Here is a 13,372-nt window from a genome sequence, read left to right as displayed (position 1 = left end):
CAAAGCTTGGCTGCTGATTGTCTTTTTCCACTCGCTGTTTTTTAGCATTCACGCTTACTGTTTCCAGTTACGTTGTAGCCAGCAAGTCATTAAAGAGTTTCCAGCAATTCACGAGGTTAATTTATAGACGAGGCACTTTTGTTTACCACGTCTTGATCCGCCTTGTTCTACCAGATGTGTAAGTTTTGCAATATCATCCAGCCAGGAAACTGATCCTGATGACTTTCCGTTTACACCTCTTGCTAATGTATTACGAGGTCTTAGAGTTGATCCATTTGTTCCAACCCCACCACCTCTGCTCATAATCTCCATCACCTGTTTACGATGATCAGATATTCCTTCTCGTGAATCTTTGATGTAAGGCATGACATAGCAGTTAAAGTACGTAACATCTGTTTCGGCACCAGCACCGTATAATACCCGTCCTGCTGGAATAAAATTCAACGACCCTAACTCATCCGTAAACTTCTCAAACCACTCTTTCTGCTTCACTACTGTCGTTTCAACGTTGGAAAGCCCTGTGGCATTTCTTCTTGCAATTTGTTCATAATAAACTTCCAAAGGTTTATCAATAACATCAAGTGAACGCTTTACGACACCCGTAGAAGCTTCTTGCTCATTATCCAGTACAGATACAAACTGTGAATCTACTTGAATATCTGCTTCTTTATGTTGCCAGTCTATTGATTTTACATAACCCAGTCCACGTGCAGGAAATTTCGGATCTGCTTTCACAGTTAAAACGACAAAGTCGCCTTCTTGCAATGTCTTTTTCTCAGTATCCTTAAAAGCATATCGATCCAGCATAACCAAACGGGATACACCTTTGTGTGTAATTTTCATGTCATCGGTAATAGGATGTACTTGCGGAAACGATTTGATGTCTTCATTTAGCATTTTAATATCTATTTTTTTTCCGCTCTCAACAGCAATCGACATTTTTTGATCGCTCCTTTAACTATTTATTTGTTATAATATAAGATATCATAATTGATATACTAAAAACAATATATAGTGTTAATATTTTAAAATAAATACTATATATTGAGATTTGAACAAATGAATTCTAATCTGTCAATCATCAAAACGTGATAATATATCGAGAAAAATAGAGAAAAATTAAGGAAGTTACTAAAAACCCAGTATTCCTCACCATTTTCATATACTTCATATTCATTCTTAAATACCTACTAGATTATATAGTTTTAATACTGCATTACTGTGCTTTTTTAGCAATTATTAGTGTTCAGCCATAACCAAAAAATAAGTAAATAGTCCTATCAATAAAATAAGATAAGAAAAATACTTTGAAATAATAGCTAATCCACAATATAATAGAGTAGACACAAATGAAAGTTACGGGGGATAAACAATGGAATATTTAGTAATAGGAATTGTCGTTTTAGTCGGAGTAGGAATTTTCCGGTATTTCAGACAAAAAAACGTCGTCACCATATTAACCGAAGATCAATTTCGTGAAGGTTATCGCAAGGCACAGCTAATTGATGTAAGGGAACCACAGGAATTTAAGAAAGGTCATATTCTTGGGGCCAGAAATATTCCAGTGACACAAATGAAGCAACGACTTGTGGAGATGCGAAAAGATAAGCCATTATACCTTTATTGCCAGAGTGGTTCCAGATCAGCCAGGGCAGCTCAGTTACTTCACAAAAAGGGGTATACAGATATAAATCAGCTAAAAGGCGGATTTAAAAAATGGACAGGAAAGATTAAAAACGGATGAGGTAATTACCTCATCCGTTTTCTTACTTTTCATATCGTAATATAGGTTTCCTCGCTGCTGTTGTTTCATCCATACGTTTAACAATTGTGTTGAAAGGCGCTTCCTGAACTAATTCCGGATTATATTTCGCTTCATCGGAGATTTTCATCATTGTACCGATAAAACCATCTAATGTTTCTTTTGATTCTGTTTCTGTTGGTTCAACCATCATTGCCTCTTCTACGTTTATTGGGAAGTAAATTGTAGGTGGATGATAGCCATAATCTAGCAAACGCTTAGCAATATCTAGTGTCCGCACACCTAATTTTTTCTGTTTTTTACCTGATATAACAAATTCATGTTTACAGTGTTGCTGATATGGTAATACGTATTCCTTCTCTAGTTTACGCATCATGTAGTTTGCATTTATTACTGCGTACTCACTCACCTTTTTGAGCCCTTCAGCGCCCATAGTACGAATATACGTATATGCACGTAAATTAATACCAAAATTCCCATAGTAAGGTTTAACTCGCCCAATTGAATCAGGACGATCATAATCAAAGGTATATAAATTATCTTTTTTAACAAGTAAGGGCTTTGGTAAATATGCAGCCAATTCACTACTAACACCGACTGGGCCTGATCCTGGACCACCGCCGCCATGAGGACCTGTAAATGTCTTATGCAGGTTCAAATGTACAACATCAAATCCCATGTCCCCAGGTCTGGTATATCCCATAATTGCATTTAGGTTTGCTCCATCATAGTACAATTTGCCACCAGCACCATGAATTATTTCAGCCATTTCCAATATCTCGGTTTCAAATAAACCTAATGTATTCGGATTAGTAAGCATTAAAGCTGCGGTATCCTTACCAACAACTCTTTTAAGATCCTCCAGATCTACTAAACCTTTATCATTAGATTTTACCGTAACTGCATCAAATCCTGCCACTTTAGCTGAAGCTGGATTTGTTCCGTGCGCCGAGTCAGGTACAATTACTTTTGTCCGGTTGTAATCGCCATTTGCTTCATGGAATGCACGAATCATCATCAATCCAGTCCATTCACCTTGTGCTCCTGCGGCTGGCTGTAAAGAAACTTCATGCATGCCAGTTATCTCTCTCAGTGACGTCTGCAGATCATACATCATTTCCATGGCACCTTGCACACTCTTAGGATCCTGATGTGGATGAATATAACTAAACCCGTCAAGTCTTGCAATATCTTCATTTATTTTTGGGTTATATTTCATTGTACAAGAACCCAATGGATAAAATCCGGAATCTACACCATAATTTCGCTTTGATAAAGCTGTATAGTGACGCATAATTTCCAGCTCACTTACTTCAGGTAAATCGGGTGCTTCCTTTCGAATATATGAATCTTCAAATTCATTTTCTAAGTTGAATTCCGGAACATCAAATTCTGGAAAACTATAACCGGTTCTTCCTTCTTTACTACGTTCGAAAATTAACGGAAAATCTGTATTAGCCATGAATATCCCCCAATTCTTTTACAAAAGTATCAATTTCTTCTTTTGTACGAATTTCTGTTACAGCAATCAGCATATGTCCTTTTAAGTCAGGGTAAGCCTGTTCCAGATCATACCCGCCGATTATGCCTTTGTCTAAGAGCTTTTCATTTACATTTGCAACATTTTCAGAGAGTTTTACAACTAATTCATTGAAAAATGCCCCCTGTGATATTACTTCAATACCAGTTTCCTCTAATTTTTGCTTAGCGTAACGCGCTTTTTGCATATTCAATACAGCCATTTTTTTGATACCATTCTTACCAATTGAACTCATTGCTACAGAACTCGCAAGTGCATTTAACGCTTGATTTGAACATATATTCGATGTGGCCTTATCGCGTCTGATATGCTGCTCTCTTGCCTGTAGTGTAAGTACAAACCCACGTTGCCCATCTTCATCTGTTGTTTGGCCAACTAAACGTCCAGGAACTTTACGCATTAATTTATGAGTTGTCGCAAAATATCCACAGTGCGGACCGCCAAATTGTGCAGGAATACCAAATACTTGAGTGTCCCCTACAACAATATCAGCGCCAAACTCACCTGGGGGCGTCAAATACCCTAATGCTAATGGGTTACTGGATACAATAAACATTGTTTTCTTTTGTTGACTGATCATTTCGTTTACTTCATGCAATGGTTCGATTTGGCCAAAGAAGTTTGGATACTGCATAACGACACTTGCAGTATTTTCATCTAATTCATCATTTAGTTGCTTCAAATCTGTGCGCCCATTATGATGATCAATTTCAACAATTTCAAGGTTTGGTCCTTTCGCGTATGAATCTATAACTGCTCTTGACTCAGGATGGATAGCCTTTGATACAAGAATTTTTTTACGCTTGGTTTGACCAGCACTTAAATTTACAGCTTCCGCTAATGCTGTTCCGCCATCATACATGGAAGAGTTGGCGACCCCCATACCAGTTAATTCACAAATCATTGTCTGAAATTCAAAAATTGCTTGTAATTCCCCTTGTGATATTTCGGGCTGGTATGGTGTATAAGCTGTATAAAATTCTGATCTTGAAATCACATGATCAACAACTGAAGGAATAAAATGATCATAAACGCCGGCACCTAAAAATGAACTGTATTCTATCAGGTTTGCGTTTTTCTTGGCCATAGCTGCTAGTTCTTTTTTTAACTGTGCTTCATTTGCCGGTTTTTTGAGCTCCAATTCACCTTTAAAACGAACTTGATCGGGAATATCAGAAAATAGTTCTTCAGATGACCCAACACCAATTGTTTCAAGCATTTCCTTTTTATCAGTTTCAGTCATTGGTAAATAACGAAATTCCATGTAAAAAACCCTCCCTATTTATCGCGTTTGTAAAATGGCGTTTTAACAACTTCTGCCTTTAGTCTTCGTTTGCGTACTTGTACAAACAGCTCTGTCCCAAGTTCAGCAAACTCGCTTTTCACTAGTGCTAGCCCGACATTCTTTTGCAATGTTGGTGACTGTGTTCCAGTAGTAACAAATCCTACTTCAGAATTTTCGGCGTACAACTGATATCCCGTACGAGGAATACCTTTATCAATCATTTCAATACCTACAAGCTTTCTGTCAGGACCATTTTCTGCCTGATGCTTCAGCACTTCTTTTCCAATAAAGTCTGCTTCTTTGTTGACTTTAACTGCAAACTTCATACCTGCCTCAATTGGGGTTATGTCTTTTGAGAGCTCCTGACCGTATAATGCTAATTTCGCCTCAAAACGAAGTGTATCTCTTGCGCCAAGCCCGATTGGTTCCACACCATCATCCTCACCTGCTTCAAGAATCAGCTTCCACAGATCACTTCCTTTATCGGCAGCGATATAGATCTCAAATCCGTCTTCACCTGTATACCCAGTCCTGGATACAATTGCACCTGAATCGATTGTAGAAAAGTAAACAGAGTTTTCAAAACGGAAAAATTTTATTTCACTTAGATCGGTATCTGTCAAGCGTTGAAGAATTAATTCAGCCTGTGGGCCTTGAAGTGCGAGCTGTACATACTCAGATGATACGTTTTCAATTGAAACCCCTGTGTCATTGTTTTCTGTTAACCATTCAAAATCTTTTTCTGTATTGGCTGCATTCACAACTAATAAATAGTGGTCTTCCTCCAGCATGTAAATAATAAAATCATCAACTGTTCCACCATCGTGATAACACATAAATGTATATTGTGCACGCTTTGGAGTTAATGTGGAAACATCGTTTGTTGTTACTTTCTGTAAAAAATCCTTGCTGTTTGAACCTTTTACCATAATTTCGCCCATGTGCGAAACATCAAATAATCCAGCTTTTGTTCTGGTAACTTCATGCTCATGCTTTATACCCTTGAATTGTACCGGTAAGTCCCATCCTCCAAAATCGACTGTCTTCCCCCCTGCTTTTTCATATTCAGGAAACAATGGGGTTCTTTTCAGCTCACTCATTCCATCCACTCCTTTAATTAATCTTCCACATAAAAATAGAGATTTCTCTGATATACAGGGAAATCTCTGTCCTTCAACCTGAAAGTTGCATGCCAAGGAACTGAATACAAATTCCTAAAAGCATTTGCTTCGTTGGTGGTTTACCAAAAGTAAACACTCTCCAGAGTTGCGTCATACAAGAGTCTTTTTGCCTGAGAGATTCACACAATGTTTGCTCCTTCGGCGTTACATAAAAGTAAGCTCTCCCCTTGTACTCATTCGCATAATGAAATTAGTTATTTTGGTTATACTATGTATCAGTTACTAAGAAATATCTACCTTATTATAAGTCTCATTATAGCATATGAATAAGGTAAAAAGTAGAGATAAGATAACTCTTTTAAAAGGAAGTATGTTATGGACCGCATTGAACTTCAAAAAGATTCCCTCTTTATAGATAAATTCGAAACAACTCTTGAAAAAGAAGGACCTTTCTCACCCTGGGAGCTTTTCCAAATGACCTATCAAGCCGAGTTAACTACTATGGCGCCATCGTTTGAAGGGTTAAAATCACTAGATTATTTGCCACATATGGAATTTCTTGAACACCAAATATCCTGTGCTAATCAAGTTATAGAAGAAATGAATGGCCGAGCAATTTTAGCTGATGAAGTAGGGCTTGGAAAAACAATAGAAGCTGGTCTTATTTTAAAAGAATATATGCTGAGAGGACTTGTAAAAAAAGTACTCATACTGGTTCCTGCTTCCCTCGTAAATCAATGGGCCAAGGAATTAAATGAAAAATTTTATATTCCAGCAATTCCACATCGAAAGAATTATTCATGGGATCAGACTGAAATTATGATTACATCTATTGACACAGCTAAGCGTTCTCCACATCGCGAACATATACTTGATATTGACTATGACTTTATATTAATTGATGAAGCCCATAAACTGAAGAACCACAAAACAAAAAACTTTGCGTTTGTTCGATCGTTAAAGAAAAAATATTGTTTATTATTAACTGCTACACCAGTTCAAAATCGTTTAGTGGAAATATTCAATTTGGTATCCATTTTAAAACCAGGTCACTTAGGCGATTACGACAGCTTCCTGGAACAGTATGGTAAGGACCGTAAAAAAATAAAACAGGATAAATACCTGAAACAATTAGTCCAAAAAGTAATGATTCGAAATACACGAAAAAACACGGAATTTGATAAGGTAAAAAGAAAAATCGAGACGATATGGATTGATTTTAAAAAAGAAGAACAGGATGTCTATTCACACCTGCAAAGTGTAACAGAGGTCTTTGCTACATTCTCAAAAATCACATTACTTAGAGAGCTCTGTTCATCGAGAGAAGCATGCTTCTTATCACTACAGAAGATGATGACAAGCAATGAAAAAGTAGATGTAATAAAACCAATCACAGATAAAATTGAACAGCTTCCCCAACATGTAAAGGCTGAAAAAGCAGTAGAAGTCATTAAACAATTAGGCGATGAAAAAGTAATTATTTTTACTGAATACCGTGCTACACAATTATACTTACAATGGTATCTGAAAGAGAACGATATTACATCAGTACCTTTTAGAGGCGGATTCAAAAAAGGTAAAAAAGATTGGATGAAGCAATTGTTTGAAAATCATGCACAAGTATTGATTGCGACCGAGGCTGGTGGTGAGGGAATTAACCTCCAATTTTGCAACCATCTGATTAATTATGATTTGCCATGGAATCCGATGCGATTAGAACAGCGAATTGGCAGGATACACCGCTATGGTCAGCAAAATGATGTTCATATTTACAATTTGGCAATTCGCGGTACCGTGGAGGAGCATATTATGACGCTTTTGTATGAAAAAATAAATTTATTTGAACAAGTTATTGGCCAATTAGACAGTATTTTGGCCGAACTGAATATAAATGACATAGAATCGGAAATACAATCCATTTTTTCTGAATCCTCTTCTACTGGTGAGGCAAGAATAAAACTGGATAACCTTTCTTCAATCATCAAATTGACACATGATCAGACAGAGCAGAAGGAGCAGCAATATGGCAATTAAAAATTTACACCACTTTTTAGAGTCTTATTTTACAGCAAACCACTGTAAATTTGTCTATAACAATGAAGGTGTTCTTACTGTTCAGTTAACAGAGAATATGGATCGTGCTTTAATGAATCGGCCGTTTTATTGGCATTACATTAAAAAGATTGGTAATCCCGGAGACCCTATGCAGCTCACGTTAATCACAAACCCTGAAAAAAGAGATGAAAAAGGGGAATGGGTTCATTTCGGGAGTCCACGATTACAACAGATTCTCAATAAGTTAAGACAGGAAGAAACGTATACGAAACTTTTTGAACGTATAGACACGAATCAGAAAACAGCTTTATTTCCATGGCTGGTTACGAACATTAAAATCAGTTATCAAGGGAAGCAGAAAAGAGATGAAATCTTTTCAATTGGTCTGCACCTGGTAAATGGCTCCATGAAAACAGATATGATGGAGCTTTTAGAAGAGAAAACACTACATTTGACGATCTCAGATTACTGCTATACTATTTCGCCGATAATCAGACTAAAAAGCGGATTTACCAGGATTGAATCTGTTCTTGAAAGTTATATTCATAATCAAACACACGATTGGGCAGAAAAATCAATTGAAACAATGGAAGAAGAAATTAAACTGCTAACCCATTTTTACAGTAGAAATGATAATGAAGAAAATACGCAACAAGAAATGTATAAGGAAATTGGAGAAATTAAAAAGCGGTATAATCCACGCATAACTTTCAAAGTTATAAATGGCGGTATATTTTATTTAGCAGAAAACGCTATTAGTTAAAAAAGGCAAACCTTATAAGGTTTGCCTTTCATTGAGTCTTTTTTAGCAAGAGTTTAAAAGCAAATGGTAAAATGCCTAGCCACTTGGATGAATAAACTGGTGGATCTGTTTTATGCCGTGACTTTCTCAGTTTTTTTTCTTCCGCTGGAGTGTCAATATATGTTGTAATCTGTTCTGTCATATACTTTATATATTCATTCCCAGACATAATAACCACCTCAATTCATTTAGGTATTATTATTTTTAACAGCATGTAGAAATTTTATTCTTTAATTACTTTCAGATTAATAAAGCTTTAACTTCTTCAGTTATCTCTATAGCTGTTTTATTGTCTGTATGTACTATTATGTCTGCATCTTTCTCATATAATTTTTTACGATGAATAAATAAATCCTTCTTTTCCTGGACATTATTACTCCATAATGGCCTTGTCTGGTCATCTTCCAAACGTTTAGCTATCTCATCAAATGAAGTTTCTAAATAAACCACGACTCCGTTTTCCTTCATAAATAAAACGTTTTCTCCCTTTTCTACAATACCCCCACCCGTTGATATAACGCAATTTTGTAAAGGTGTATTTTTTAAAACTTCAGACTCGTACATTCGAAAAGTGCCTTCCCCATTATTTTGAAAGATCGCAGCTATTGTTTGTCCATACACTTCCTCAACCATATGATCAGTATCAATATGTGAAACACGTAATGAACTACTCAACATCTCACCTATAGTGCTTTTACCACTACCCATAAATCCAATTAAATAAAGTGTTTTCATGATTTTAACCCGCCTTAAAAAATTAATAATATTATTTTTTAAAAAAAGAAGGAGTTGTGCAAACTATGTCGAATATAGTCTAACTAAGGAGGTGAAATATTATTGAACACAGCTTCAAGTCTTTCACAACAGCTTCTTCAATCTGCTATTACTACCAATGCTTCGGATATTCATTTCTACCCTTTCCCGAACCAAGCAAACATCTATTTTCGTATATTCGGAAAAAGAATCCTTCACAAAACGATTCCCATTAATCAGTACCAATTATTACTTACTTACTATAAGTTTACATCAGGAATGGATATAGGTGAAGTTCGCAAACCACAAGATGGAACAATTGACCATGATACTATGACAAATCGTTATTCCCTACGATTATCCACGCTTCCCTTAAACCATATGGAAAGCCTTGCAATCCGAATTCTCCCGCAGGAAGACAACCTTACCCTTGATAGGCTATTTCTTTTTCCAAACCAATTAAACAAACTTAACGAATGGATCTCAAATCGCGCAGGCATCATTCTGTTTACAGGTCCAACAGGAAGTGGTAAAACAACAACGTTATATGCCTTGCTTCAAACCATTTTAACAGAAAAATCTTATCAGACCATTACCTTGGAAGATCCGATTGAAAAGGATATAAATGACATCCTGCAGGTCCAAGTAAATGAAAAAGCGGGAATCACATATCAGACTGGATTAAAGGCCGCTCTTAGACATGATCCTGACATTATAATGGTGGGTGAAATAAGAGACAGTTTTACTGCACAGTTTGCTTTTGATGCTTCCTTAACTGGTCATTTAGTTCTCAGTACGTTACACGCCAATAATGCATTGGGAACGATTCATCGCTTACTGGAGATGGGTCTGAAGCGCTCTGATTTAAAACAATCACTTATTTCAGTTGCAGCATTACAGCTACTACCTGTTCACGTTAATAATACTACTACAAGACGTGGTGCAATAATCGAGCTATTGGATGGAACCTTGCTGGAAAACACACTGGATGGGATTGATATTAGTTCCAAGGAACAATTTCATACATTTCATCACTTACGAAAGAAGGCTTTTGCTTATGGTTTTATCTCTGAAGAAACTTATTACTCAACTGGGAAATAAATCACCCAAAAAGGAAATTCAATTACGCTTTTTAAAACGCGTGGAACGGTTATTGACAAACGGTTACCCACTGATATCAGCTCTTGAAATTATTGATTGGGATAACCAACTTAAATCGATTTCCACCTCCGTTATTACTTCACTAAAAGCCGGTAACTCACTTGATCAAGCATTAGAAAAAGAGAACTTCAACCCATTAATTACATCCTACTTATACTTTGTTCGGGCTAATGGCGATCTTCAAGCAAACATTGAGAAATGTATCTCTATGTATGAGCAACGTGTACTTTATGTAAAGAAGTTTCAGGAAACAATACGCTACCCATTGATTTTGCTATTCGTATTTGCACTACTGCTCTATTTTGTTAAGCAATCGGTCCTCCCCTCATTTATGGATCTATTTAATAACAACACTGGAACAGCTTCAACAGTTATGTTTTCCATTGTTTTAATTGAACTATTAGGAAGGTTACTAACTATCATGATACTGATTACTGTTCTATCTCTTGTTCTGTGGCAAGTAATTAAACACAAAGTCAGTATCGAGAATCAAATTAAATTTTACCGATTAATACCTATCTATCATCAATATAAAAGAATGCAAACTTCATTTTTATTTGCCACACACGTCAGTTCTTTACTGAAAACAGGTATGTCGATAAAGCAAATACTCTTTAATTTGTCACAGCAGCGAAAACAGCCGATCCTTTCATATTTTGCCTTATTAATGACCGAAGAGTTATCAAATGGAGTTTATATAACGAATTTATTGGCGAATTTACCACTTCTTGATAAACAGCTATCAACTATTTTTCAAAAAAATGCAGATGTAAATGCACTTGAGAAGGACTTAACAATTTATGCAGAATTACAAACGGAAGAAATACACCGAAAAGTTATGAAAGTTATTACCTATATGCAACCGGTTTTTTTTATCATTTTAGCAAGCTTCATCATTTTTATTTACGTCACATTGATGTGGCCTATGTTTCAGTTAATTAAAACAATATAGAGGAGTTGGAAATTTTGTTCAATAGTCAAAAAGGATTCACTTTAATAGAAATGCTCATTGTCCTTATGATCATTTCCGTACTAATTATTCTAATGGTCCCAAATTTAAGTGACAAGAGTAAGGAAGTGTATGAAAAAGGGTGCAACGCCTTGGTAAATGTAGTCCAGGCACAGGTCGATGCGTATTATATAGAAAAAAATAGTTATCCAGTCGACCTAGAGGTTTTGGAAACTTCAGGTTACATTACTGAAGAGCAGAAGAAATGTCCTAATAATACTGAATTGCAAATCACAAATACAGACGGTAAAGCAATTGTCAGTATCCCCTCTGGAATTTAATGCAGTCTAAAAACGGTTTTACTTTAATCGAAGTTTTATTCGTTCTTGCCCTTTGGTCCGTATTACTACTTATTAGTGCCCCACTACAATTTTCCATTCTAGAAAAACAGGAAGAAGATAATTTTATGGATACATTCGAAATGGATTTACTATATATGCAAAACAAATCATATGGTTCAAGAAATTACTTTCGTTTAATATTTACCGAAAATAAAAGCTATACGATAACAAAAAATTCCAATTTAAAAATATTGATAGAACGTAGAATTCCTAAAGGATGGAAGATAGATTATTTAAACCTGCAAGTTATATCATTTAATCATAGAGGAACTATTGTTGATCCTGGGAGTTTTATGATTCAAACAATAAATAACAACTATAAAGTTACCTGTCCACTTGGGAAAGGGAGGTGCTATATTGTTAAACAATAAAGGCTTTTCTCTTATTGAATCCCTTGTGGCCGTAACTCTCCTAATGATGATGATTTCAACTCTTATACCGATTACAAATTTATTGATATACGAACGGGAAATACTGCATCAAAAACGACTGTTTGGAAATGAATTACATGCTGAACTTCAGCCATATTTGTGGGATGGTCAGGATAGTATCCCAACTGAATATTTCAAAACAGTTAATGAAACAAAACTTAAATTTATTTTTTTAGCTGAAAATCAACTGCTGAAAGGTTGTGTAGAATGGAAGAATGTTAAAAATAAAACTAATCAAATTTGCCTGTATGGATATTCTGCAAAATGAAAAAGGTTTTTCTTTTCTATCAGTTATTTTGACTAGTACCATTTTATTTATAATAATACCCTTCACCGGTTACCTATTAAATGGGGTTAATTTTACATCCAACTATGAAGAACTATCCGTTCAACAGTTCTATTACTTTCTGCGAGATGATGTAATAAAATCAACTGACATAAAAGTTGAACCAACCAAAATCATTCTCAATCAGCACGACGGTTCAGTTGTTACAATTGAAAAATATCAAGATTTGATTAGGAGACAAGTCAATTCTGAAGGTCATGAAATATACTTACGGCATGTACAAAACATTAATTATAAATCAACTGCATACGGCTTTCACGCCTCCATCACATCCACAAAAGGTGAACACTTTGAAAAAACAATTATCTTTTACCGGTAATAGTAGAGGATTTATTCTCCCTTATGTTCTCTTTATAATAGCAATTGCGTTAATTATCATTACAGCAAGTATTAATATGTATCAAAATGAAATACAGATAACCAATAACCAAACTGATCAACTAAAAATAGAAACATTAATACAAATGGCACGAACAACATTTAAAGAAGAAATACTACTTGGAAAAGAAATGAATAGTAATCCTGTTTATTACCAGTTCCCTTATGGCTATGTACAAGTGGATTATATAGAATTAGATGAAAAAGAATATCATCTATTTTTCAATATTACAACTGATTCTGAGGCCACCTTTACAATAACCAATAGACTACATTTAGAATAATAATTTCAATATGTATCATAATATCAACTATAAAGTTGTGTACATTTTTTAACAAATAAGCAATTTCACACATCTCACCATTAATATTCACTATAATGATAGTA

General features: G+C 35.4%; 15 protein-coding genes, 1 pseudogene and 1 riboswitch. Of the genes and pseudogenes, 10 read left to right on the top strand and 6 right to left on the bottom strand.

Features of this window, described 5'->3' with window-relative positions:
- Positions 1-144: 144 nt before the first annotated feature.
- A pseudogene (locus BMY13_RS08185) lies at positions 145-939 on the bottom strand (ribonucleotide reductase N-terminal alpha domain-containing protein); the annotation flags it as partial.
- 433 nt (positions 940-1,372) lie between these two features.
- Between BMY13_RS08185 and BMY13_RS08180 the strand changes: the two are divergent.
- Entirely contained in the window at positions 1,373-1,744 is a 372-nt protein-coding gene (locus BMY13_RS08180) for a rhodanese-like domain-containing protein (RefSeq protein ID WP_092503807.1), read from the top strand.
- Between the two features lie 22 nt (positions 1,745-1,766).
- Here the strand turns inward: BMY13_RS08180 and gcvPB are convergent, their stop codons facing one another.
- From gcvPB to gcvT, 3 genes are read right to left on the bottom strand one after another with little or no spacing between them, the layout of a single operon-like run.
- Positions 1,767-3,224 (bottom strand): aminomethyl-transferring glycine dehydrogenase subunit GcvPB, encoded by a 1,458-nt coding sequence (gene gcvPB / locus BMY13_RS08175; protein ID WP_092503805.1) that lies wholly within the window; start codon positions 3,222-3,224, stop codon positions 1,767-1,769.
- Positions 3,217-4,566 carry an aminomethyl-transferring glycine dehydrogenase subunit GcvPA gene (gcvPA, locus tag BMY13_RS08170; protein ID WP_092503803.1) on the bottom strand — a complete coding sequence of 450 codons (1,350 nt, stop codon included), beginning with the start codon at positions 4,564-4,566 and terminating at the stop codon, positions 3,217-3,219. Before gcvPA ends, gcvPB begins: the two co-directional genes overlap by 8 nt.
- A gap of 14 nt (positions 4,567-4,580) precedes the next feature.
- On the bottom strand, positions 4,581-5,687 hold the full coding sequence (gene gcvT / locus BMY13_RS08165) for a glycine cleavage system aminomethyltransferase GcvT (RefSeq protein ID WP_092492584.1): 1,107 nt from the start codon (positions 5,685-5,687) through the stop codon (positions 4,581-4,583).
- Positions 5,688-5,856: 169 nt separating this feature from the next.
- Positions 5,857-5,945, bottom strand: a riboswitch (glycine riboswitch).
- Positions 5,946-6,083: 138 nt separating this feature from the next.
- Here gcvT and BMY13_RS08160 point away from each other — a divergent pair.
- Both BMY13_RS08160 and BMY13_RS08155 read left to right on the top strand, forming a co-directional pair.
- Positions 6,084-7,742, top strand: coding sequence for a DEAD/DEAH box helicase (locus tag BMY13_RS08160; RefSeq protein WP_092492583.1), 1,659 nt, complete (start codon positions 6,084-6,086; stop codon positions 7,740-7,742).
- The gene (locus tag BMY13_RS08155; RefSeq protein ID WP_092503801.1) at positions 7,732-8,526 is read left to right on the top strand and encodes a YqhG family protein; all 795 of its coding nucleotides are present in this window, start codon (positions 7,732-7,734) and stop codon (positions 8,524-8,526) included. Before BMY13_RS08160 ends, BMY13_RS08155 begins: the two co-directional genes overlap by 11 nt.
- A gap of 28 nt (positions 8,527-8,554) precedes the next feature.
- Here BMY13_RS08155 and BMY13_RS08150 read toward each other — a convergent pair whose 3' ends face one another.
- Positions 8,555-8,734 carry a YqzE family protein gene (locus tag BMY13_RS08150; protein ID WP_092492581.1) on the bottom strand — a complete coding sequence of 60 codons (180 nt, stop codon included), beginning with the start codon at positions 8,732-8,734 and terminating at the stop codon, positions 8,555-8,557.
- Between the two features lie 71 nt (positions 8,735-8,805).
- A complete protein-coding gene (locus tag BMY13_RS08145) occupies positions 8,806-9,300 on the bottom strand; it encodes a shikimate kinase (RefSeq protein ID WP_092492580.1) in 495 nt (164 codons plus the stop codon).
- A 102-nt stretch (positions 9,301-9,402) separates the two neighbouring features.
- On the opposite strand from BMY13_RS08145, the gene comGA reads away from it, so the two are divergent.
- Genes comGA through BMY13_RS08110 form a run of 7 tightly spaced genes read left to right on the top strand, consistent with a single transcriptional unit; the run spans position 9,403 to position 13,268 of the window.
- On the top strand, positions 9,403-10,419 hold the full coding sequence (comGA, locus tag BMY13_RS08140; protein WP_092503799.1) for a competence type IV pilus ATPase ComGA: 1,017 nt from the start codon (positions 9,403-9,405) through the stop codon (positions 10,417-10,419).
- Entirely contained in the window at positions 10,376-11,431 is a 1,056-nt protein-coding gene (locus tag BMY13_RS08135) for a type II secretion system F family protein (protein ID WP_092492578.1), read from the top strand. Before comGA ends, BMY13_RS08135 begins: the two co-directional genes overlap by 44 nt.
- A 14-nt stretch (positions 11,432-11,445) precedes the next feature.
- The gene (gene comGC / locus BMY13_RS08130) at positions 11,446-11,769 is read left to right on the top strand and encodes a competence type IV pilus major pilin ComGC (protein ID WP_092492577.1); all 324 of its coding nucleotides are present in this window, start codon (positions 11,446-11,448) and stop codon (positions 11,767-11,769) included.
- A complete protein-coding gene (gene comGD, locus BMY13_RS08125) occupies positions 11,769-12,200 on the top strand; it encodes a competence type IV pilus minor pilin ComGD (protein WP_092492576.1) in 432 nt (143 codons plus the stop codon). Before comGC ends, comGD begins: the two co-directional genes overlap by 1 nt.
- Positions 12,187-12,528, top strand: a complete 342-nt coding sequence (locus BMY13_RS08120) for a type II secretion system protein (protein ID WP_092503796.1) — start codon at positions 12,187-12,189, stop codon at positions 12,526-12,528. The genes comGD and BMY13_RS08120 overlap by 14 nt, the downstream gene beginning before the upstream one ends.
- Positions 12,476-12,925 carry a competence type IV pilus minor pilin ComGF gene (locus tag BMY13_RS08115; RefSeq protein ID WP_092503794.1) on the top strand — a complete coding sequence of 150 codons (450 nt, stop codon included), beginning with the start codon at positions 12,476-12,478 and terminating at the stop codon, positions 12,923-12,925. The genes BMY13_RS08120 and BMY13_RS08115 overlap by 53 nt, the downstream gene beginning before the upstream one ends.
- Entirely contained in the window at positions 12,897-13,268 is a 372-nt protein-coding gene (locus tag BMY13_RS08110) for a hypothetical protein (RefSeq protein ID WP_092503792.1), read from the top strand. The genes BMY13_RS08115 and BMY13_RS08110 overlap by 29 nt, the downstream gene beginning before the upstream one ends.
- Positions 13,269-13,372 lie beyond the last annotated feature (104 nt).

It is taken from the genome of Virgibacillus subterraneus, assembly GCF_900110695.1.
Lineage (GTDB): Bacteria > Bacillota > Bacilli > Bacillales > Amphibacillaceae > Lentibacillus > Lentibacillus subterraneus.
This window is presented reverse-complemented; position numbering and strand designations above follow the sequence as displayed.

Excerpts from the sequence above, each read along its gene's own strand:
- BMY13_RS08160 (WP_092492583.1), top strand. The coding sequence starts at position 6,084 with ATGGACCGCATTGAACTTCAAAAAGATTCCCTCTTTATAGATAAATTC.
- BMY13_RS08115 (WP_092503794.1), top strand. The coding sequence starts at position 12,476 with ATGTTAAAAATAAAACTAATCAAATTTGCCTGTATGGATATTCTGCAA.
- BMY13_RS08155 (WP_092503801.1), top strand. The coding sequence starts at position 7,732 with ATGGCAATTAAAAATTTACACCACTTTTTAGAGTCTTATTTTACAGCA.
- BMY13_RS08150 (WP_092492581.1), bottom strand. The coding sequence starts at position 8,734 with ATGTCTGGGAATGAATATATAAAGTATATGACAGAACAGATTACAACA.
- gcvPB (WP_092503805.1), bottom strand. The coding sequence starts at position 3,224 with ATGGCTAATACAGATTTTCCGTTAATTTTCGAACGTAGTAAAGAAGGA.
- gcvT (WP_092492584.1), bottom strand. The coding sequence starts at position 5,687 with ATGAGTGAGCTGAAAAGAACCCCATTGTTTCCTGAATATGAAAAAGCA.
- BMY13_RS08180 (WP_092503807.1), top strand. The coding sequence starts at position 1,373 with ATGGAATATTTAGTAATAGGAATTGTCGTTTTAGTCGGAGTAGGAATT.
- BMY13_RS08135 (WP_092492578.1), top strand. The coding sequence starts at position 10,376 with ATGGTTTTATCTCTGAAGAAACTTATTACTCAACTGGGAAATAAATCA.
- gcvPA (WP_092503803.1), bottom strand. The coding sequence starts at position 4,566 with ATGGAATTTCGTTATTTACCAATGACTGAAACTGATAAAAAGGAAATG.
- comGD (WP_092492576.1), top strand. The coding sequence starts at position 11,769 with ATGCAGTCTAAAAACGGTTTTACTTTAATCGAAGTTTTATTCGTTCTT.
- BMY13_RS08145 (WP_092492580.1), bottom strand. The coding sequence starts at position 9,300 with ATGAAAACACTTTATTTAATTGGATTTATGGGTAGTGGTAAAAGCACT.